The following is an 18,803-nucleotide window of genomic DNA, read 5'->3' on the forward strand; positions in this document are numbered from 1 at the left end:
GTTCGCCACACAGCGGGTTCACACGCGGCTCGGGTAGCCTCGACAACACGGGAGCACCTCGTACGCCGGCGCAGTGCCGGACGCACTCCCGTCCCGCGGCCCTAGACGGCCGGGCGCCGGCAGGAGCGGCGACCGTGCGGCGGGTCGCGCGCAGTCAGCAGATCGAGCCGGGTGTTCCGCGTCCCCGGCTTCCCGCGCAGGCACCCCTCCGCGCGTGGCGACCTCGAAACGAGTAGTGCATGACCTCACCCACCTCGGTGAAATCCCGGCCTGCGCCGAAGCCCGTCCTCTCCGGCAAGCAGACCATCCCCGAACTGATCACGATCCGCACGTTCCTGCTGGTCCCCTTCCTCGCGCTCGCCGCGGCGATCCCGGTGTTCTGGGGCTGGGGCGTCAGCTGGCTGGACCTGACCATCGGCGGCGGCTTCTTCGTCGTCTCGACGCTCGGGATCACGGTCGGCTACCACCGGTACTTCACCCACGGCGCGTTCCGGGCGAAGCGGGCACTGCGCATCGCGCTCGCCATCGCCGGCGGCCTCGCCGCCCAGGGCCCGGTGCTCACCTGGGTCGCCGACCACCGCCGTCACCACGCGTTCTCCGACCGCGAGGGCGACCCGCACTCCCCGTGGCTGTTCGGCACGTCCCCGGTGGCGCTGGCCCGCGGCTTCTGGCACGCGCACATGGGCTGGCTCTTCGGCCGCGACAAGACCAACGTCGCCCGGTTCGCCCCCGACCTGGCCGCCGACCGCGACATCACCCTGGTCGACCGGCTGTTCCCGGTGTGGGTGGTGACGAGCCTGCTGCTCCCGGCGCTGCTCGGCGGCCTGATCACGCTGTCGTGGTGGGGCGCGCTGACCGCGTTCCTGTGGGCCGGGCTGGCCCGGATCTCCTTCCAACACCACGTGACGTGGTCGGTGAACTCGATCTGCCACATGATCGGCGAGCGGCCCTTCGCGAGCCGCGACCGCTCGGCCAACTTCTGGCCGCTGGCGATCCTCTCGATGGGCGAGTCCTGGCACAACTCCCACCACGCGGACCCGACGTCGGCCCGCCACGGCGTGCAGCGCGGCCAGATCGACATCTCCGCCCGGGTGATCTGGGCGTTCGAGAAGCTCGGCTGGGCCTGGCAGGTCCGCTGGCCGACGGCCAAGCGCCTCGCCGCCATGGCGCGCTGAAAGCCCGCCGAAACTCCTTGCCGTCCGTCGCGGTCGGGGTGACCGTGGACGGATGGACCCGGTTGCCCTGACCTTCGACGACGGCCCCCACCCGGAGACGACGCCGGCGCTGCTCGCCGCCCTCGGCGACGCGCCCGCGACGTTCTTCCTCCAGGGGTCGAATGCCGCCGACCACCCGGACCTCGTCCGCGCCATCGCCGCGGCCGGGCACACCATCGGCAACCACAGCTGGACGCACCCGCGGCTGCCCGCGCTGTCTCCCCCGGAGCGGGAGCTCGAGGTGGCGCGCACGCAGGACCTGCTGACCGGGATCACGGGAACCCGGCCTGCGCTGTTCCGCCCGCCGTACGGCGACACCGACGCCGCGGTGGCGGCGACGATCGCCGGGCACGGGCTCGCCGAGATCCTCTGGACGGTCGACACCCGCGACTGGGCCGGGGCTTCGACCGGCGAGATCGTCGAAGCCTCGGCCGTCGTCGAGCCGGGCGGGGTGATCCTGATGCACGACGGCGGTTACGCGTCGACCGTCGCCGCCGTCCCCCGCATCCTGGCCGCGCTCGCCGCCCGCGGCCTGCGCGCGGCCGCCGTCACGGGTTGATCCGGGTGTAGGCCGGCTTGGGCTTCAGATCGGCGTCGAACAGGCAGGCCGCGCCCTCGCCCGGGAAGACGTCCGGGACCCACGAGTGCCGGTCGGTGAAGCCCCACGCCGTGAACTCGACGCACTTGCGGACCGCCTGGCAGCCGTCCCACAGCTGGTCGAAGTAGCTCGCCTGGGTGTCGAGCTTCGCCGCGTCGGGCGGGGTCGGGATCCGGACGTCGGCCTCGGTGACCGCGACGTCGACGCCGAGCGACGTGAGCCGCTTGAGGTTGGCCTGGTAGCCCTCCGGGAAGCCGTACTGGATCGACAGGTGCGCCTGGACGCCGACGCCGCCGATCGGGACGCCCTGCCGCCGGAGCGTCTTCACGAGGTCGTAGACGGCGTCGCTCTTCGGGTTCTTGCCTTCGATGTTGTAGTCGTTGATGTAGAGCGTCGCGGACGGGTCGGCCGCGTGCGCCCAGCGGAAGACGTCGGCGACGAAGCCGTCGCCGAGCTTCTGCTGGAAGACGGTGTCCCGGCGCGTGCCGTCCTCGTTGAAGATCTCGTTGACGACGTCCCAGGCGCGGATCTTTCCCTTGTACCGCTTGACCTCCGTGGTGATGTGGTCGCGCAGGACGCGGCGCAGTTCGCCGGCCGGCAGGGCGGCGACCCAGTCCGGGAGCTGCGAGTGCCACACGAGCGTGTGGCCGCGGACGGTCTTGTGGTGTGCCTGCGCGTACCGCACGATCGCGTCCGCGCCGGACCAGTCGTACTGCCCGCGCACCGCCTCGATCGTGCCCCATTTCATCTCGTTCTCCGGCGTCACGTTGTCGAATTCCCGGGTGAGCACCGCGCGATAATCGGGCTCGGAAGCGAGATACGACGCGGCCACCGCACTGCCGACGTAGCGGTGCGTGATGTCCTTCAACGGAACCGACGCGGAAGCCGCGGGAGCCTGCCAGACGGCGACGCCCGCGAGCGCCACCATCGCGACCAGGGCGCGTTTGACCGGAATTGCGTGCACCATCTCGTGACTCCTCGGGGAATGGGGGACGGTTTTCGACGATAGAAGCCGCCGTCGACGGCGGTCAAGGTACCTGTCGGAGCAATGATCGAAAGTTTCGAACGTGTCCATTCCGCGCCGGATGACCTAGAATCCCGGTCATGCCAGTGAAATCCGACGATCTCGAACCCGCAGCGTCGCGGGTCACCATCGCCCGGATCGCCGCCGAGACCGGCGTTTCCGTGCCGACCGTTTCGAAGGTGCTGAACGGGCGTCCGGACGTCGCCGAAAGCACCCGTGCCCGCGTCGAAGCGGTCATCGGGAAATACGGTTACCGGCGCCGCGCGGACGAACGCTCCCGCCGTTCCCGGCTCCTGGAACTGATGTTCCACGAACTCGAAAGCACCTGGGCACTGGAAATCATCCGCGGGGTCGAGTACGTCGCCCGCGAAAACGGAATGGCGGTCGTGCTGGCGGAATCGTCGGGGCGGCACACGCCGGGGCAGAGCTGGCTGGAAAGCGTGCTCGCCCGGCGGCCGGTCGGCATCGTTTCGGTGTGTTCCGACTTCACGAGCGGGCAGCTGGCGAAGCTGCGCGCGCGGGACATCCCGCTGGTGATCGTCGACCCCGCCGGCGCGCCCGGCCCGGAGACGCCCTCGATCGGGGCCACGAACTGGCAGGGCGGGCTGACGGCCACCCGCCACCTGGTGGAGCTGGGCCACCGGCGGATCGCGATGATCGGCGGCCCGGACGGCGTGCTGTGCAGCCGGGCCCGCATCGACGGCTACCGCACGGCGCTGGAGACGGCGGGCCTGGCGTTCGACCCGGCCCTGGTCCGCCGCGGCGACTTCCACGTCCGCTCGGGCTACCGCGAGCTGGCATCACTGCTCACCCTCCCCGACCGCCCGACGGCCGTCTTCGCCGGCAGCGACCTGCAGGCCCTGGGCGTGTACGAGGCAGCCCGCGACGCAGGCCTGAAGATCCCGGGCGACCTGAGCGTGGTCGGCTTCGACGACCTGCCGGTGGCTCGTTGGCTGACGCCCGAGCTGACGACGATCCGCCAGCCCCTGCAGGAGATGGCGGCGGCCGGGGCTCGGTTGGCGATTGCGCTGGCCCGGGGACTGGCCCCGGACGCCCGGCGACTGGAACTGGCGACGAGCCTGGTGGTCCGCCACAGCACAGCGGCTCCGGCGGACAGCGTGATCCCGGCACCGAGGTAGCGCCTCGGTGGCCATCGCCCCGCGCGACAGGCCTTTCGGCCCGCCGCCTGGGTCCGCCAGGCACCCCACGCACGACACGTCTTCCGGCAACCCGCCACCCGGACTCACCAGACACCCCGCACCAAACACCCATTCCGGCGACCCGCCACCCGGATTCACCGGGCACCCTGCGCACGACACCCTTTCCCGCAGCCCGCCACCCGGATTCGCCAGACACCCCGCACGCGACACGCCTTGCGGCAACCCACCACCCGGACTCGCCGGACACCCCGCACGCGACACGCATTCCAGCGAGCCACCACCCAGATGCACCGGGCACCCCGCGCACGACACGCCTTCCGGCGACCCGCCACCCAGGCTCGCCAGACACCCCACGCGCGACACGCGTTCCCGCAGCCCACCACCCGAATCCGCCAGGCACCTGCCCGCGACACGCCTTCCAACGACCCGCCGCCCAGATGCACCGGGCCCCTGCGCGACACGCCTTCCAGCAGCCCACCACGCGGATTCACCAGGCACCCCGCACGCAACACGCCTTCCAGCGACCCACCACCCGGATTCGTCCGGCACCCCGCCCGCGACACGCCTTCCGGCGGCCCACCACCCCGATTCACCAGACACCGCGTCCACGACACGCCTTCCAGCAGCCCGCCCTCCCGGATTCGCCGGCCGCCCCGCGAATCCCGGCCACCGCGATCACCCATCCCGACAGGGGCGACCACCAGACGACGCGCGTGCCCAGGTCGTGAGTGTCTAGACGGGTTAAAACCCGCCCCAACACTCACGACTCCGGACCGGCGGATGCTCACGACGACAGCCGCTTGCTCTCCGGCGGTCCCAGGTAACTCGGCCGCAGCCCACCGGTGTCGACCACCAGCTTCTGGACCACCACCGCCGGGTCGATCATCCAGACCTTCAGCACGTGCGGGCCCGCCGAGGCGACCACGTGGCGCGTCGAGGTCAGGTTCACGTTGTCCGATGTCGTCCGCTCCCACTGGCGGTTCATGGTCATGTCGTCCGCGCCGGTCGCTCGGGTGATGTTGACTACCTGCGGAGAAGCGTCGTCCAGTGAGATCGCGTAGCGCAGGCCGTCGCCCTGCAGGACGTTGCTGCGCGGGGACAGGTACGCCCAGACCGTCACCGGGCCGGCCGTGAACAGGGTCATCCGGTACTCCAGGCGCGGGCCCGTTCCCGCGACCCGGCTCGCGGCCGTCACCGGGAACGGGGTCATGCCGAGGTCCGGGACCGGCCGCCACGACACGCCCGCCGCGGGTACGGCGTCGCCGTGCTCGGCCTCCATCGAGACGTAGCCCCCGGCTTCGACGAACCCGCGCCGCCAGAAAGGCGGCAGGTCCACGGAACGCACGACCGCGTCCACCACCACCGACCGGCCCGCGCCCGCGATGGTGATCGGGACGGTCGTGGTGCCCTTCGGCGCCTGGGCCCAGTCGATCCGCACCGTCATCCGCAGCTCCTCGTCCACCCGGCCGCCGCGCGGCTCGACCCGTACCCACGGCGCCCCGGCCGTGACGGTGCAGCGGAACGGCGTCCGCCCCCGGTTGAACACGTCGACGTACTGCGCCGGCGCAGTCTGGAACGGGCTGAACTCCGGCAGCACCGGACGTCCCGGCGCCGCGGGCCACCACAGCTCCGAGCCGTCGACGGCGACACCCATCTCGGCGGCCTCAGGAACGGAAACCCGTTGCACCGCCGGGAAGATGACGTCCAGCAGCGCGACGTTGTCCTTCTCCGGCTGCTGCCACGGCGCGTTCGGCCCGTACCGCGCGACGTCGCCGTAGTCGATGTGCGGCTGGGTCTGGAAGCCCTTCCACTTGCCGCCCGCGATCCCCGTGTTGTACTTCTGAGCCAGCGCGAGGTCGTCGGCGAACCGGGCCTCGGTGACGGCGGCGAGACCGTTCGCCGAAGCACGGCCCTGAGCCGCGTACAGCAAGTTCGTGAACTCCGCGCGCCGCAACGCGTAAAGGTTCGCCGACGCTTGGACCTCGTACAGCACCAGCTCGAAGTAGGCATCACGATAGGCCGCAGGCAGTCGCGAGGAGATCTTCGACGCGCGCCCGGCCAGGGCCTGCCACTCGTCGGTGACCGTGTCCAGCTCGCGGTAGTTCACCAGGCTGAACGGCGTCGCCTGGTCGTCGTACACTATCGTGCCGTCCGGCTGCAGCGTGATCTTCCGGTTCAGCAGCTCCGGCTTCCGGCGCGACTGCAGCCGCCCGTAGTCGTGCAGCACCGAGGCGATGTCCGACGCCACCGCCGCACCGAAGTTCGCCGCCGCGAACTCACGTTCCCATGTGGACAGTCGCGAAGCGGGCAGCGCCGCGGGGTTCCAGGCGTAGTCGAGGAAGAACTGCAGCGGCAGCTCGTTGCCCTTCATGTCCCCGACGTTCGCGACCCACAGCCGGTCGTTGCCGTAGGAGACGGCCTGGTTCAGCTGCTCCCACGTGTTCGCGATCAGGGCCGTGTCGACCCACTTGTAGTTGCGGCCGCCGCCGACGTAGTCGAAGTGGTAGTAGAGCCCGTACCCGCCGGGATGCGGCGGCAGGGACAGGTCCGGGTGCTTGCGGATGTTGCCCCAGTTGTCGTCGGTGAACACGACGATGACGTCGTCGGGCGGGCGCAGGCCCTGGGCCCAGTAGCGCTGGACCTCCTTGTAGAGCGTCCACACCTGCGGGACGTCCGTGCTCAGCTCGCGCGCGAGGATCTCCCGTTCGGTGGCCAGGATCTCGCGCATCAGCTCGATGCCGTCGCCGTCGGGCAGGCTGACGTCGCCGTTGCCGCGCATGCCGAGCGTGACGACGCCCTCGAAGTCCTCCCGGGCCATCCGGCGGATCCCGTCGGCCCAGTAGGCCTTGATCGCCTCGCCGTTGCGGCGGAAGCTCCACTCCCCCGTGCCGCCGTACGGGTCGTGGCCGGGCGTGACGATGGTCCCGGCCGCGTCGCGGACCGCGGCGACCGCGTGCCGGTTCCACTCCTCGATCCCGCGCATCATCGGGGCCTCGTGCGAGGTGCCCATGACGACGCCGTACTCCTTGGCCGTCGCGTGGTTGAGCGGGTCGTCCTCGGCGAACGCGCGTCCCCAGACCGCGGGCCACAGGTAGTTCCCGCGCAACCGCAGCAGGGTCTCGAAGACCTTCGCGAAGAACTCGTGGGTGAAGCCGCCCGGATAGCCCGGCGCCTTGCCGGGCCCGAAGTACGCCGGCGCCCAGGTGCCGAGCGCCGGGTTCTCGTCGTTGATGAAGAACCCGCGGTACTTGACGCGGGGCGTGCCCAGGCTGAACCGCTCCCCCGGCAGGTGCAGCTCCGCGCTGCGCCGCGGCGGGACGTCGGCCCACCAGTACCACGGCGAGACGCCGATGCGCCGCGAGACCTCGTAGACGCCGTAGATCACCCCGCGCTGGTCGCTGCCGGTGAGCACCAGCGTCCCGTCGACGACCTGGCTCAGCGACGTCTCCCACTTCCCGGCGACCCCACGCACATCCAGGCGACCGGCCGCGACGAGCGAGTCGACCAGCGGGCTGTGGCCGAGCGTCCCGACCACCACCACCGGCCCGTGCGCGGGGACGACGTCGACCGACACCGCCGGCCGCACGCCGGTGACGCGTTCGACGTCGGCGGCCAGGTCGCCGACGACCCGGCGGACCCCGGGGAAGTCCCCCGAGCCCACCACGATCGTCGCGGCCTTCCCGCGCGACACCAGGGGGAATCCCGTGCCGGCTTCGGCGGTCCCCGGCAGTGCGGCGGTGCCGGCCCCGGCAAGAGCCATCAGGTGCAGGAAGGTACGGCGGTGTACCTCGGACGTCACGGCAGGCCTCCTGGGTCAGCCCTTCACGGATCCGGTCAGCCCGCCGACGATGCGCCGTTCGGCGAGCACGAAGAACGCGAGCGCGGGGATCATCGACAACGCGGTGAACGCGAGCACCCGGGCGGTGTCCTGTGAGTACTGGGACTGGAACGTGGCGACGCCGAGCGGGAGCGTGAAGTGCGCGGAGTCGTTGAACACCAGCAGGGGCAGCAGGTAGGCGTTCCAGCTGGTGACGAAGGCGAGCACGGCGACCGTGGTCAGCGCGGGCGCCGACAGCGGCAGCAGGATCCGCCAGAAGAACCCGAGCCTGCTCGCGCCGTCGAGCACCGCGGCGTCCTCGAGCTCGCCGGGGATGGCGTGCATGAACGGGCGGAGGATCACGATCGTCACGGGCAGCGAGAACGCCGCCTCCGGGATCGCGACGCCCCAGAAGCTCTCCAGCATCCCGAGCTGGCGCAGCCACAGGTACAGCGGCAGCGTCGCGACGCCGAGCGGGAACAGCAGGCCGAGCGTGAACAGCGTGTAGAACGCCTCGCGGCCCTTGAAGTGGTAGCGCGAAAGGGCGAACCCGGCCATCGAGCCGAGGCCGACCGCGAGCAGCGTCGCGATCACCGCGATCAGCGCGCTGTTGCCGAGGAACGTCCAGAAGGCACCGGAGCCGAGGACCGTGGCGTAGTTGTCCCACACCCACGGGCCGGGCAGCCCGGCCGGGTCGCGGTTGATCTGCCCGTTGGTGCGGAACCCGCCGAGCAGGACGAACAGCAGCGGTACGACGGTCACGCCGAGCACCACGATCGCCGCCAGGTAGCCCATCGACAGGCCGAACCGGCCGCTGCGCATCAGCCCACCATCCTCGTCAGGGCGCCCGCGGTGTCACGGCGGAGCGCGAACCGCTGGTACAGCAGGGCGAACACGAAACAGATGACGAAGAGGATCACCGCCACGGCCGAGCCGAACCCGAACTCGTAGCGCTTGAACCCGTGGTCGATCAGGTAGGTCGCCATGGTCGTCGACGCGTTGGCCGGCCCGCCCAGCGTCATGATCCACACCAGGTCGAACAGCTGCAGCGAGCCGATCACCGAGAGGAAGACCCAGATCCGGATGGTCGGCCCGAGCAGCGGCAGCACGATGTGCCAGGTGGTCTGCCAGGCCGACGCGCCGTCGAGGGCCGCGGCCTCCCGCAGTTCGGCCGGCACACCCTGCAGCCCGGCGAGCAGCAGGATGATGCCGAAGCCGATGTACTTCCAGGTGACCACGGCGAAGAGCGTGTAGAGCACGAGGCTCGGGTCGGCCACCCACTGGTGGACCAGGCCGCCGAGGCCGACCGCCTTGAGGACCTGGTCCATGAAGCCACCGGGCTGCAGCATGAGCAGCCAGATGACCGCGGTGATCGCCTCGGACAGGACGTACGGCGCGAACACCAGGGCCCGCAGCACCGCCCGGCCGCGCAGCTTCCGGTTGAGCAGCAGCGCCAGGCCGATCGACAGCGGCAGCTGCACCACGATCGACAGCCCGGCGATGATCAGGTTGTGCCCGATCGCGCCCTGGAACACCGAGCCGGTGAAGGCGTCGGCGTAGTTGTCGAAGCCGACGAAGTCGTCCAGCGCGCCGAACCCGTTCCAGTTGAACAGGCTGTAGAACGCGGCGATCCCGATCGGCACCAGGACGAACCCGGCGAACAGCAGCAGCGCCGGGCCGAGCAGCAGCGCCAGCTCGAGCCGCTTGCGCAGGCTCGGACGCCGCTTCCGGACCGGCACCGCCGGTGCGGGCGGTCGCGCCGCCCGCACCGGACTGGTGGCCGTGGTCACTTGTTGCCCGCCGCGGCCTGGTTGACGGCCGCCACGATGCCTTCGGGGGTGCCCTGGCCGGCGAACATGTTGGCCACCGCGTCGTTCAGTGCGGCGCCGACCGCGGTCGGGAACGCCTTGTCGAAGTACAGCTGCAGGTACGGCGCCTTCTGGCCGTAGTCGAAGACGGTCTTCAGCGTGTCCGTCTTGAGCGACTTCGCGGCCGCGATGTTGACGGGCAGCCCGGCACCGGCCGCGGCGATCTTCGTCTGCACCGGTTCGCTGGTCAGGTACTGCAGGAAGTCGGCGCACGCCTTGGACGCGCGGTTCGTGCAGGAGAAGCCGTCACCACCGGCGAGCGCGGCGGCCGGGTCGCCCGCGCCGCCGGCCACCGCCGGGAACGGGAACCAGCCGACCTTCGAGTCGAGCTGCTTGTCGTCGGTCAGCGACGACATAGTGCCCGGCTCCCAGTCGCCCTGCAGTTCCATGGCGGCCTTGCCGTTGGCGACGAGCCCCGCGGAGCTGCCCGCGCCCTGCTGGGCGGGGGTGCCGGCGAACCCGGTCTGGAACGGCTGGGTGGCCAGGAAGGTCTTGAGGTCCTGCCCGGCCTTCGTCCAGCACGGGTCCTCGAGCTTGACGGCCTTCACCGACTTCTTGAGCACGTCGTTGGAGCACTCGCGGATGGCGAAGTAGTTGTAGTAGAAGGCGTCCGGCCAGCGGTCCTTGCCCCCGACCGCGATCGGCGCGAGGCCGGCGGCCTTGAGCTTGCCGACCGCGGCATTCAGCTCGTCCAATGTGGACGGCGGCGACGTGATCCCGGCGGTGGTGAACAGGTCCTTGCGGTACCAGAAGCCGACGACGTGCTGCTCGAACGGCACGCCGTACTGCTTGCCGTCGGCCTGCCAGTCCGTGGCGAGCTTGCCCGCCGCGGAGATCCACGGCTTCGTGGCGTCGGAGATGTCGGCGACCTTGCCCGAGGTGACCTGCGAGGCCATCTCGCCGCCGCCCCACGCCTGGTAGACGTCCGGCGGGTCGTTCGACTGGAGAGCGAGGGGGATCTTGGTCGGGAACTCCTCATTCTGCAGCGGCTGGGCCTTGATGGTGACGTCCGGGTGCGCCTGGTGGTAGTCCGCGACCACCTGCTCCCAGATCCCCTTCAGCGGGTCGGTGGTGCCGTTGTGCCACCAGGTGAGGGTGACCGGTCCGCTCGGCTGCGCGGCCGTGTCGCTCCCCCCGCCGCTGCACGCCGCGAGGGCGAGCGGGACGACGGCCGCGAGCGCGGCGACTACGGGGATTCTGCGTTTGGCAAACATCTCTGGTCCACTCCTGACGACTTCGGCCGAGTTGGACGGGGCGTGACAACGCCCGGGTTGGCGAAGAGTCTGCGCCAGCGAAAAACGGATGTCAATCGTTGTCGATAACGTTTTACATGGCTAGTCTGAGCCGATGCAGCCCAGTTCGAGGGTGACCATCCGTGACGTCGCGGCCCGCGCCGGCGTCTCGGTGGCCACGGTCTCCAAAGTGATCAACGAGCGCTACGGCGTCTCCGCCGCCACGCTCGCGAAGGTCCGGGCGGTGATCGAAGAACTCGGCTACGAAGCGAGCCTCGTCGCGCAGAGCCTGCGCAACCACCGGACCAACGTGATCGGGATCCTGGTCGCCGACCTCGAACCGTTCTCCACCGAGCTGCTCAAGGGGGCCGCGGACGCCATCCGCGGCAGCGGTTTCGAGCTCGTCGTCTACTCGGCGGGCGGGCGCACCGGCGACCCGAAGGGCTGGGAGAAGCGCTATCTCTCCCGGCTGAGCGGCACCCTCGTCGACGGCGCCGTGCTGGTCACGCCCGCCGTGTCCCTGGAAGCCGTGCCCGGCACGCCGGTGGTGGCCGTCGACCCGCACACCGGGCCGTCGCACCTGCCCACCATCGACTCCGACAACCTGCGCGGCGCGCAGCTGGCCACCGAGCACCTCCTGGCGCTGGGCCACCGGCGGATCGCCTTCCTGGCCGGACGGCCCGACCTGCAGTCCGCCCAGCTGCGCAAGACCGGCTACCTGCGGGCGCTGACCGCGGCCGGGGTCCCGTTCGACGAGAGCCTGATCCGGGACGGCGCCTACGACCCGGAGATCTCCGCCGCCTCGGCGCACGAGCTGCTGACCGGGCCCGAGCGGCCGACCGCGGTGTTCGCCGCGAACGACCTCTCGGCCATCGCGACCGTCGGCGCCGCGCGCGAGCTGGGCCTTTCGGTGCCCGAGGACCTTTCCGTGGTGGGCTTCGACAACGTGCCCGAGTCGGCGCTCTGCAGCCCGCCACTGACCACAGTGGACCAGCCGATCCGCGAGATGGGCCACCGCGCGATCAGCATGCTCATCGCGCTGATCAACGGCGACGAGGTCGAGCGCACCCACCTGACCCTGGACACGGGTCTCGTGGTGCGCAGCTCGACCCGCGCCCTCCCGTGAGCTTTCTCCCCGACGAAGGGCGGACCGCCTTGACCACGCAGCCCACCGAGTCCTCCGAGGCCCTGGAGGCCTTGGAGGCCACCGCGCCTTCGGAGCCGTGGCGCGACCCCGCCGCCGACCCGGCCGAGCGCGTCCGCACCCTCATGGCGCGGATGACCGTGCGCGAGAAGCTCGCCCAGCTCTACGGCGTGTGGGTCGGCATCGACGCGGGCGGCGAGATGGCGCCGCACCAGCACGACTTCGTCGACGCCGAGATCGACCTCGACGACCTGGCCCGGCACGGGATCGGCCAGCTGACCCGGGCGTTCGGCACCCGCCCCGTCGACCCGGCGATCGGGGCCCGCAGCCTCGCGCGCACCCAGCGGCAGATCACCACGAGCAGCCGGTTCGGGATTCCCGCGGTGGTGCACGAGGAATGCCTGACCGGGCTCGCCGCGTGGCAGGCCACCGTCTACCCGGCGCCGCTGTCCTGGGGCGCGAGCTTCGACCCGGACCTGGTGCGCCGCATGGGTGAGCGGATCGGGCAGACGATGCGCCGCCTCGGCGTGCACCAGGGCCTCGCCCCGGTCCTCGACGTCGCCCGCGACCTGCGCTGGGGCCGCGTCGAAGAGACCATCGGCGAGGACCCGTACCTGGTCGGCACCATCGGCGCCGCCTACGTCGCCGGCCTGGAGTCGGCGGGCGTCATCGCCACGCTGAAGCATTTCATCGGGTATTCCGCTTCGCGCGCGGGGCGTAACCTGGCGCCGGTTTCGGCCGGCCCGCGCGAAATCGCGGACGTCCTGCTCCCGCCGTTCGAGCTGGCGCTGCGCGCCGGCGCGCGGTCGGTGATGAACGCCTACAACGACATCGACGGCGTCCCGGCCGCCGCCGACCCGGCCCTGCTCACGGACCTGCTGCGCGGCACCTACGGGTTCACCGGCACCGTCGTCGCCGACTACTTCTCCGTGGCGTTCCTGCACCGGCTGCACGGCGTCGCCGCCGGGCGCGGTGACGCCGCCGGCCAGGCGCTGGCCGCGGGCATCGACGTCGAACTGCCGACCATGGACTGCTACGGCGAGCCGCTGCTCGCCGCGGTGGAAGAGGGCTCGGTCGACGCCGCCGTCGTCGACCGGGCCCTCGAACGCGTGCTGCGCCAGAAGTGCGAGCTGGGACTGCTCGACGCGGACTGGGCGCCGGACGTCCCCGAGGAGGTCGACCTCGACGACGACGAATCCCGCGGGCTGGCCCGGGAGGTCGCCGAACGCTCGATCGTGCTGCTGCAGAACGACGGCACGCTCCCCCTGGCCCCCGGGCGCAGGGTCGCCGTCGTCGGCCCGCGCGCGGACGCGGCCGGCGCGATGATGGGCTGCTACTCGTTCCCGCTGCACGTGGGCGTCCACCACCCCGACGTCCCGTTCGGCGTCGAGGTGCCGACGGTCGCCGAGGCCCTGCGGGCCGACCACGACGTCACCTACGCCCTGGGCTGCCCGGTGACCGGCGGGGACGACGAGGGGATCGCGGAGGCGGTTTCGGCGGTGGCCGCCGCGGACGTCTGCGTCGCGGTGCTGGGCGACCGGGCCGGGCTGTTCGGCGGCGGGACGTCCGGCGAAGGCTGCGACGCACCCGACCTCCGGCTGCCCGGCCGTCAGGAGGAACTCCTCGAAGCCTTGCTGGCGACCGGAAAGCCGGTGATCCTGATCCTGCTCTCCGGCCGGCCTTACGAGCTGTCGCGGCAGGCCGGCCGGCTGGCGGCGATCGTCTGCGGCTTCTACCCCGGCGAAGAGGGCGGGCCCGCGCTCGCCGGTGTCCTCAGTGGACGGATCAACCCGTCGGGACGCCTCCCGGTCGGCTTCCCGGCGGCCGGGGCGAGCCAGCCCTCGACGTACCTGGCGGCGCCGCTGGCCCGCCGCAGCGAGGTGAGCACGGTCGACCCGACCGCGCTGTTCCCCTTCGGCCACGGGCTTTCCTACGCCCCGGCGACCTGGCAGGACGTCAGCGCGACGGGTTCGCTGTGGCCGACCGACGGCACCTGCCGGGTCCGGGTGACGCTGCGCAACGACCACGACCGGCCGACGTCCGAAGTCGTCCAGGTGTACCTGCACGACCCGGTCGCCGAGGTGGCCCGCCCGGAACGGCAGCTGATCGCCGCGCGCCGGGTCGACCTCGCGCCCGGCGAGACGCGGGTCCTGGACATCGGGCTGCACGCGGACCTGACGTCCTACACCGGCCGCGCGGGCCGCCGCCTGGTCGAGCCGGGCGACGTCGAACTGCGCGTCGGGACGTCGAGCGAGCAGATCGTCTCGACGTTGCACTGCACGCTGTCCGGGCCCCGCCGGGAGGTCGGGTTCGAGCGCGTGATGGCGCCGGAGTTCTCGTCGTGAGACGGCCGCTGGTGATCGCCGTGCTGGTGGTGCTGACGGCCCTGTTCGCCGGCGCGTCCGGCCGGCCGCCGTCGTCGCGGTGGGTGGTGACCTGGACGTCGATGCCGCAGCTGACGGAGCCGGGAAACCTGCCACCGGCGCCGTTCACCGGTGCGGACCGGGTCCTCGACAACACGACGCTGCGCCAGACCGTCCACGTCTCCGCCGGCGGCCCGCGCATCCGGCTGCGGTTCTCGAACGCCTTCGGCGGCGCTCCCCTGCCGCTGACGGCCGTGTCGGCGGCCCGGCCGGTCGGCGGGCACGCCGGGGTTTCGGGCTTGGTCCCGGGTAGCTCGGTGCCGGTCACGTTCCGCGGAAAGCCGTCGACGACGATCCCGATGGGCGCGCAGGTCGTGTCCGATCCGCTGCCGTTCCCGGTGCGGGCGGCGGAGAACATCACCGTGACGGCCTACCTCGCGCACGGCCAGGCGTCGACGTCGATCACCTCCCACCCGGGCTCGCGCACGACGTCGTACCTGGTGGCCGGCGACCAGGTCGGCGCGCCGGACCTGCCGGGCGCGACCCCGGTGGACCACTGGTACTTCCTCAGCGGCGTCGAGGTGCTCTCCCCCGCGTCGGCGGTGGCGGTGATCGGCGACTCCCTGAGCGACGGCCGGGGTTCGACGACCAACGGCAACGACCGCTGGCCGGACGTCCTGGCCGCGCGCACGTCGTCGGCCGTGGTCAACGAGGCGGCTGGCGGCAACCGCGTGCTGCAGGACGGCCTGGCCCCGAACGTCCTGGCCCGGCTGGACCGCGACCTGCTGGCCCAGAGCGGCGTCGAGCAGGCGATCGTGTTCGAGGGCGTGAACGACATCGGCACCGCGGCGCCCGAAGCCGCCGCGCAGACCGCGGACGACCTGATCGACGCCTACGACCAGATCATCACGCGCGCCCACGCACGGGACATCCGTGTCTACGGCGCGACGCTGACCCCCTTCGGCGGAAACTCCCCGTACGACACTCCGGAGCGCGAAGCGGCCCGCCAGCGGGTCAACGCGTGGATCCGCGGCCACTTCGACGCGGTGCTCGACTTCGACCGCGTGGCCCGCGATCCGGCGGTGCCCGCCCGGCTCCTGCCCGCCTACGACGTCGGCGACCACCTGCACCTCAACCCCGCCGGGTACCGGGCGCTCGCGTCGAGTGTCCCTTTTGGACTGTTCGACCACCGCTGACGCTCCCCCGCGGGGGTGAAGACCCGCTTGTGAAGCCGGCCACAATCCTCTGTGGATCGTGGCCGGCTTCCTCGTCTCTCCGTCGCGCCGCGAACAACACGACCACCCCATCGTGTGGATCTTGTTGTTGATCTTCATCAATCGAGGGCTTTACGCGTGACGCACCGTCGATCATCTTGGGAGTAAAGGATTTCCCGGCTGGGCCGAGCGGGAAGAGAACCCCCGGCGCACCGCCGGGCCGGGCCGCCGGGCCGCTGTTAGTGTTCGCACCCGCCCTGGTCCGGACCACGCTCGCCGCGGCCGGACCGGTCCCCCGGAACTCCTTGAGAAAAGACCGAACTTGACCCACCTGAACCACCCCGGCCCGCGTGAATCGTGGTCCCCGCAGCCCGGCTCGCCGGACTGGCACGTCACCGCGTTCCTCGGGCCGCGGCCCGGCGTCGGCGACCCCACCCTGATCGACGCGGTCCGCGAGCTGCGCGCCCGGATCCTGTTCGACCACGGCCGCCGCCCGGCGTTCCTCCGCTCGGACGGCTCCCACGCCGACGACCAGGACCTCGACTTCGGCGCGTGGCACTTCGTCGCCCGCCGCAGCCCCGGCGGCGAGCCGCTCGGCTACATCCGGCTGTCCACACCGGACTCCGGCGACCGGTTCCAGTCCCGCGCCTACCTCGGCGACGCGGACTACGAAGCATTCCTGGCGGCCGAAGACATCCCCGTGTCCGAGGTGTTCGAGCACAGCCGGCTCGTCGTCGAGCACCGGGCCCGCAAGCTGGGGCTCGGGCAGTACCTCAACGCGCTGGCCATCGGCGCGGCCCACCACCTCGGCGCCCGGGCGATGATCGGGACGTCCGGCACGAAGGACGGCCAGGACCGGTTCCACGAGCGGTTCGGCTTCCGGCCGGTGCCCGGCACCCGGCGCTACGTCCCGCAGTACACCGAAGACGTCGTGATCATGTTCCACCGCGTCCTCGACGGCGCGGGCCGGCAGCACGAGCTCGTGACCCGGCTGCGGGACGAGTTCCCGCTCATCGCGGGAAGCGGCCCGGCACCGCTGCTGCCCCGGCCGCGGACGCCCCGCGTGGCACCGCTCGCGCTGACCGAAGCCGCCCCGCCCGACCGCGAAGTCTGGCGCCCGGTGCTGTTCACCGCCGTCCACCACCAGGCGCTCGACCGGCTGCTCGCCTCCGGCGAGGTCCGCGAAGTCCACGACACCCTCGACGAGCAGCTCGCCGAACTGGTCCGCAGCCGCGAACCGGGGTGCCGCGACGCCGCCGAGATCGCGCGCAAGAAGACCGAGCAGCTGGCCGGCGTCGCGGCGTGGGAGTACGGCACCTGGGTGTGGTACCCGTGGTCGGGACGGCTGGTGCACGTGCTGCCGCGCGAGGAGTTCCGGCTCGTCCGCACCGACCGCAACCGCGGCCGGATCGAACGGCCCGAGCAGCGCGAGCTGCTCACGAAGCGGATCGGGATCATCGGCCTGTCCGTCGGAAACAGTGCGGCCTTGACGTTCGCGCTCGAGGGCATCGGCGGCGCGTACAAGCTGGCCGACTTCGACGAGTTCGGCCTGTCCAACCTGAACCGGCTGCGCGCCGGCGTGCACCACCTCGGCGTCAACAAGGCCGTGCTGACCGCGCGCCAGATGTTCGAGATCGACCCGTACCTCGACATCGAGATCGAGCGGGACGGCCTGACGCCGGAGACCATCGAGGACTTCTTCGACGGCGGTCTGGACCTGCTGGTCGAGGAGTGCGACACCCCGTGGGTGAAGATCGCGGCCCGCGAGTACGCGCGCGACCTCGGCATCCCGGTGGTGATGGACTGCAACGACCGCGGGATGCTGGACGTCGAGCGCTTCGACCTCGAGCCGGACCGCCCGCTGCTGCACGGGCTGCTCGGGGACGTGAAGTCCGTCGACCTGGCCGAACTCGGGCACCAGCAGAAGGTCGACCTGATCCTGGCGATGGTGGACGCCGACCGGATCAGCCCGGAGCTGGCCGCGTCGTTCGGTGAGCTCGGGCACACGCTGAGCAGCTGGCCGCAGCTGGCGTCCGGGGTCGCGCTCGGCGGCGCGCTGTGCGGCGAGGCGGCCCGCCGCGTCCTGCTCGGCCGGCCCTGCGCGTCCGGCCGGTTCTACACCGATCTTTCCCAGCAGGTCAGCCCGTCCCGCAACGTCTTCGCCGGCGGTGCGGTATGAACCTCCCCGTGACCGTCGCGGGCACCGGCGTCCACCTCCCGCCCGAGGTGGTCACCAACGCCGAGCTCGCCTCGACCCTGGACACCTCCGACGAGTGGATCGTCAGCCGCACGGGCATCCGCGTCCGCCGGCGGCTCGCCCCGGACCGCGCGACGTCGGACATGTGCGTGGCGGCAGCGCATCCGGCGCTGGCGGCGGCGGGCGTCACCGCCCGCGACGTCGACGCGATCATCGTCGGGACCTACACCTACGACCAGCCCCTCCCGTCGACGGCGCTGATCGTGAAGGAACTGCTGGGCGCGGACCGCGCGCTGACGCTGGACATCACGCAGGCGGCGTGCGCCAACGGCGTGCAGGCGCTGTTCCTCGCCACGCACCTGCTCCAGACGTCGGCGGCTTCGACGGTGCTGGTCATCGCGGCGGACTGCGCGTCCCGCGTCACCGCCCCGGCGGACCGCACGACCCGCGTGTTCTTCGGCGACGCGGCGGGCGCGGCGGTCCTGACCCGTACGTCGTCGGCCGGTGCCGGGCTCCTGGGCTGGGACTTCGGCACGGAGCTGTCGTACGACGTGGAGATCCCGGCCGGCGGATCGCGCCTCCCGGCGTCCGCGGCGTCGGCGCCGGACCACTACCTGAAGATGGACGGCCGCGCGGTCTGGAACACCGCGACCCGCTGCCTCCCGGACAGCATCCTCCGCGCGGTCGACGAGGCCGGGCTGGCGATGGAGGACGTGACGCACTTCTTCCTCCACCAAGCCAACCTGAACATCATCACGGCGGCGCTGGACAAGCTGGGCGTCTCCCGTTCCCGGGCGCCGATCACGGTGGACCACCTGGGCAACACCGGCTCGGCGGGCGTGTTCACGGCGTTGCACTCGGCGTTCGGCGAAGGTGCGGTGAGCCCGGGCGACACGTACGTGGTGTCGTCCATCGGGGCGGGCTTCCAGTGGGGAACTCTCTGCTTCCGCCACGGCTGAGGTGAGCCCCGGC

Annotated in this window: 13 protein-coding genes; 8 read left to right on the forward strand and 5 right to left on the reverse strand. The window is 71.7% G+C overall.

The annotated features are described in order from the left end of the window. The first annotated feature begins 239 nt into the window (after positions 1-239). Both VA596_RS46425 and VA596_RS46430 read left to right on the forward strand, forming a co-directional pair. A complete protein-coding gene (locus VA596_RS46425; RefSeq protein ID WP_323336714.1) occupies positions 240-1,175 on the forward strand; it encodes an acyl-CoA desaturase in 936 nt (311 codons plus the stop codon). A 52-nt stretch (positions 1,176-1,227) separates the two neighbouring features. Next, positions 1,228-1,773, forward strand: coding sequence for a polysaccharide deacetylase family protein (locus VA596_RS46430; protein WP_323336715.1), 546 nt, complete (start codon positions 1,228-1,230; stop codon positions 1,771-1,773). On the opposite strand, the gene VA596_RS46435 is transcribed toward VA596_RS46430, so the two are convergent. After that, positions 1,763-2,779 carry an endo-1,4-beta-xylanase gene (locus tag VA596_RS46435; protein WP_323336717.1) on the reverse strand — a complete coding sequence of 339 codons (1,017 nt, stop codon included), beginning with the start codon at positions 2,777-2,779 and terminating at the stop codon, positions 1,763-1,765. The two genes, VA596_RS46430 and VA596_RS46435, sit on opposite strands and share 11 nt — an antisense overlap. A 137-nt stretch (positions 2,780-2,916) precedes the next feature. Here VA596_RS46435 and VA596_RS46440 point away from each other — a divergent pair, with 137 nt between their 5' ends. Then, positions 2,917-3,975, forward strand: coding sequence for a LacI family DNA-binding transcriptional regulator (locus VA596_RS46440; protein WP_323336719.1), 1,059 nt, complete (start codon positions 2,917-2,919; stop codon positions 3,973-3,975). A gap of 805 nt (positions 3,976-4,780) precedes the next feature. On the opposite strand, the gene VA596_RS46445 is transcribed toward VA596_RS46440, so the two are convergent. The 4 genes from VA596_RS46445 to VA596_RS46460 are packed head-to-tail and all read right to left on the reverse strand — an operon-like array spanning position 4,781 to position 10,895. Then, a complete protein-coding gene (locus tag VA596_RS46445) occupies positions 4,781-7,795 on the reverse strand; it encodes a glycosyl hydrolase 115 family protein (protein WP_323336721.1) in 3,015 nt (1,004 codons plus the stop codon). A 15-nt stretch (positions 7,796-7,810) separates the two neighbouring features. Beyond that, positions 7,811-8,635, reverse strand: coding sequence for a carbohydrate ABC transporter permease (locus VA596_RS46450; protein WP_323336723.1), 825 nt, complete (start codon positions 8,633-8,635; stop codon positions 7,811-7,813). Beyond that, on the reverse strand, positions 8,635-9,603 hold the full coding sequence (locus VA596_RS46455) for a carbohydrate ABC transporter permease (protein WP_323336725.1): 969 nt from the start codon (positions 9,601-9,603) through the stop codon (positions 8,635-8,637). Before VA596_RS46455 ends, VA596_RS46450 begins: the two co-directional genes overlap by 1 nt. Then, positions 9,600-10,895, reverse strand: coding sequence for an extracellular solute-binding protein (locus tag VA596_RS46460; protein ID WP_323336727.1), 1,296 nt, complete (start codon positions 10,893-10,895; stop codon positions 9,600-9,602). The genes VA596_RS46455 and VA596_RS46460 overlap by 4 nt, the downstream gene beginning before the upstream one ends. Positions 10,896-11,028: 133 nt before the next feature. Here VA596_RS46460 and VA596_RS46465 point away from each other — a divergent pair, with 133 nt between their 5' ends. The 5 genes from VA596_RS46465 (at position 11,029) to VA596_RS46485 (ending at position 18,790) form a co-directional block, all read left to right on the forward strand. Continuing rightward, entirely contained in the window at positions 11,029-12,039 is a 1,011-nt protein-coding gene (locus tag VA596_RS46465) for a LacI family DNA-binding transcriptional regulator (RefSeq protein WP_323336729.1), read from the forward strand. 29 nt (positions 12,040-12,068) lie between these two features. After that, entirely contained in the window at positions 12,069-14,402 is a 2,334-nt protein-coding gene (locus VA596_RS46470) for a beta-xylosidase/alpha-l-arabinosidase (protein WP_410171992.1), read from the forward strand. Further along, positions 14,399-15,616: an SGNH/GDSL hydrolase family protein gene (locus VA596_RS46475; protein WP_323336731.1), complete on the forward strand. Its 1,218-nt coding sequence runs from the start codon at positions 14,399-14,401 to the stop codon at positions 15,614-15,616. Before VA596_RS46470 ends, VA596_RS46475 begins: the two co-directional genes overlap by 4 nt. Positions 15,617-15,956: 340 nt before the next feature. Continuing rightward, complete coding sequence (locus tag VA596_RS46480; RefSeq protein WP_323336733.1) at positions 15,957-17,813, forward strand: ThiF family adenylyltransferase; 1,857 nt, start codon at positions 15,957-15,959, stop codon at positions 17,811-17,813. Beyond that, positions 17,810-18,790 (forward strand): 3-oxoacyl-ACP synthase III family protein, encoded by a 981-nt coding sequence (locus VA596_RS46485; RefSeq protein WP_323336735.1) that lies wholly within the window; start codon positions 17,810-17,812, stop codon positions 18,788-18,790. Before VA596_RS46480 ends, VA596_RS46485 begins: the two co-directional genes overlap by 4 nt. The last annotated feature ends 13 nt before the right edge of the window (positions 18,791-18,803 follow it).

Origin of the sequence: Amycolatopsis heterodermiae, from assembly GCF_034929455.1 — a bacterium.
Lineage (GTDB): Bacteria > Actinomycetota > Actinomycetes > Mycobacteriales > Pseudonocardiaceae > Amycolatopsis > Amycolatopsis heterodermiae.

Bases quoted from the DNA above. Each gene is read 5' to 3' on its own strand.
- VA596_RS46425 (WP_323336714.1), top strand. From the start codon at position 240: ATGACCTCACCCACCTCGGTGAAATCCCGGCCTGCGCCGAAGCCCGTC.
- VA596_RS46485 (WP_323336735.1), top strand. From the start codon at position 17,810: ATGAACCTCCCCGTGACCGTCGCGGGCACCGGCGTCCACCTCCCGCCC.
- VA596_RS46435 (WP_323336717.1), bottom strand. From the start codon at position 2,779: ATGGTGCACGCAATTCCGGTCAAACGCGCCCTGGTCGCGATGGTGGCG.
- VA596_RS46450 (WP_323336723.1), bottom strand. From the start codon at position 8,635: ATGCGCAGCGGCCGGTTCGGCCTGTCGATGGGCTACCTGGCGGCGATC.
- VA596_RS46430 (WP_323336715.1), top strand. From the start codon at position 1,228: ATGGACCCGGTTGCCCTGACCTTCGACGACGGCCCCCACCCGGAGACG.
- VA596_RS46440 (WP_323336719.1), top strand. From the start codon at position 2,917: ATGCCAGTGAAATCCGACGATCTCGAACCCGCAGCGTCGCGGGTCACC.
- VA596_RS46460 (WP_323336727.1), bottom strand. From the start codon at position 10,895: ATGTTTGCCAAACGCAGAATCCCCGTAGTCGCCGCGCTCGCGGCCGTC.
- VA596_RS46465 (WP_323336729.1), top strand. From the start codon at position 11,029: ATGCAGCCCAGTTCGAGGGTGACCATCCGTGACGTCGCGGCCCGCGCC.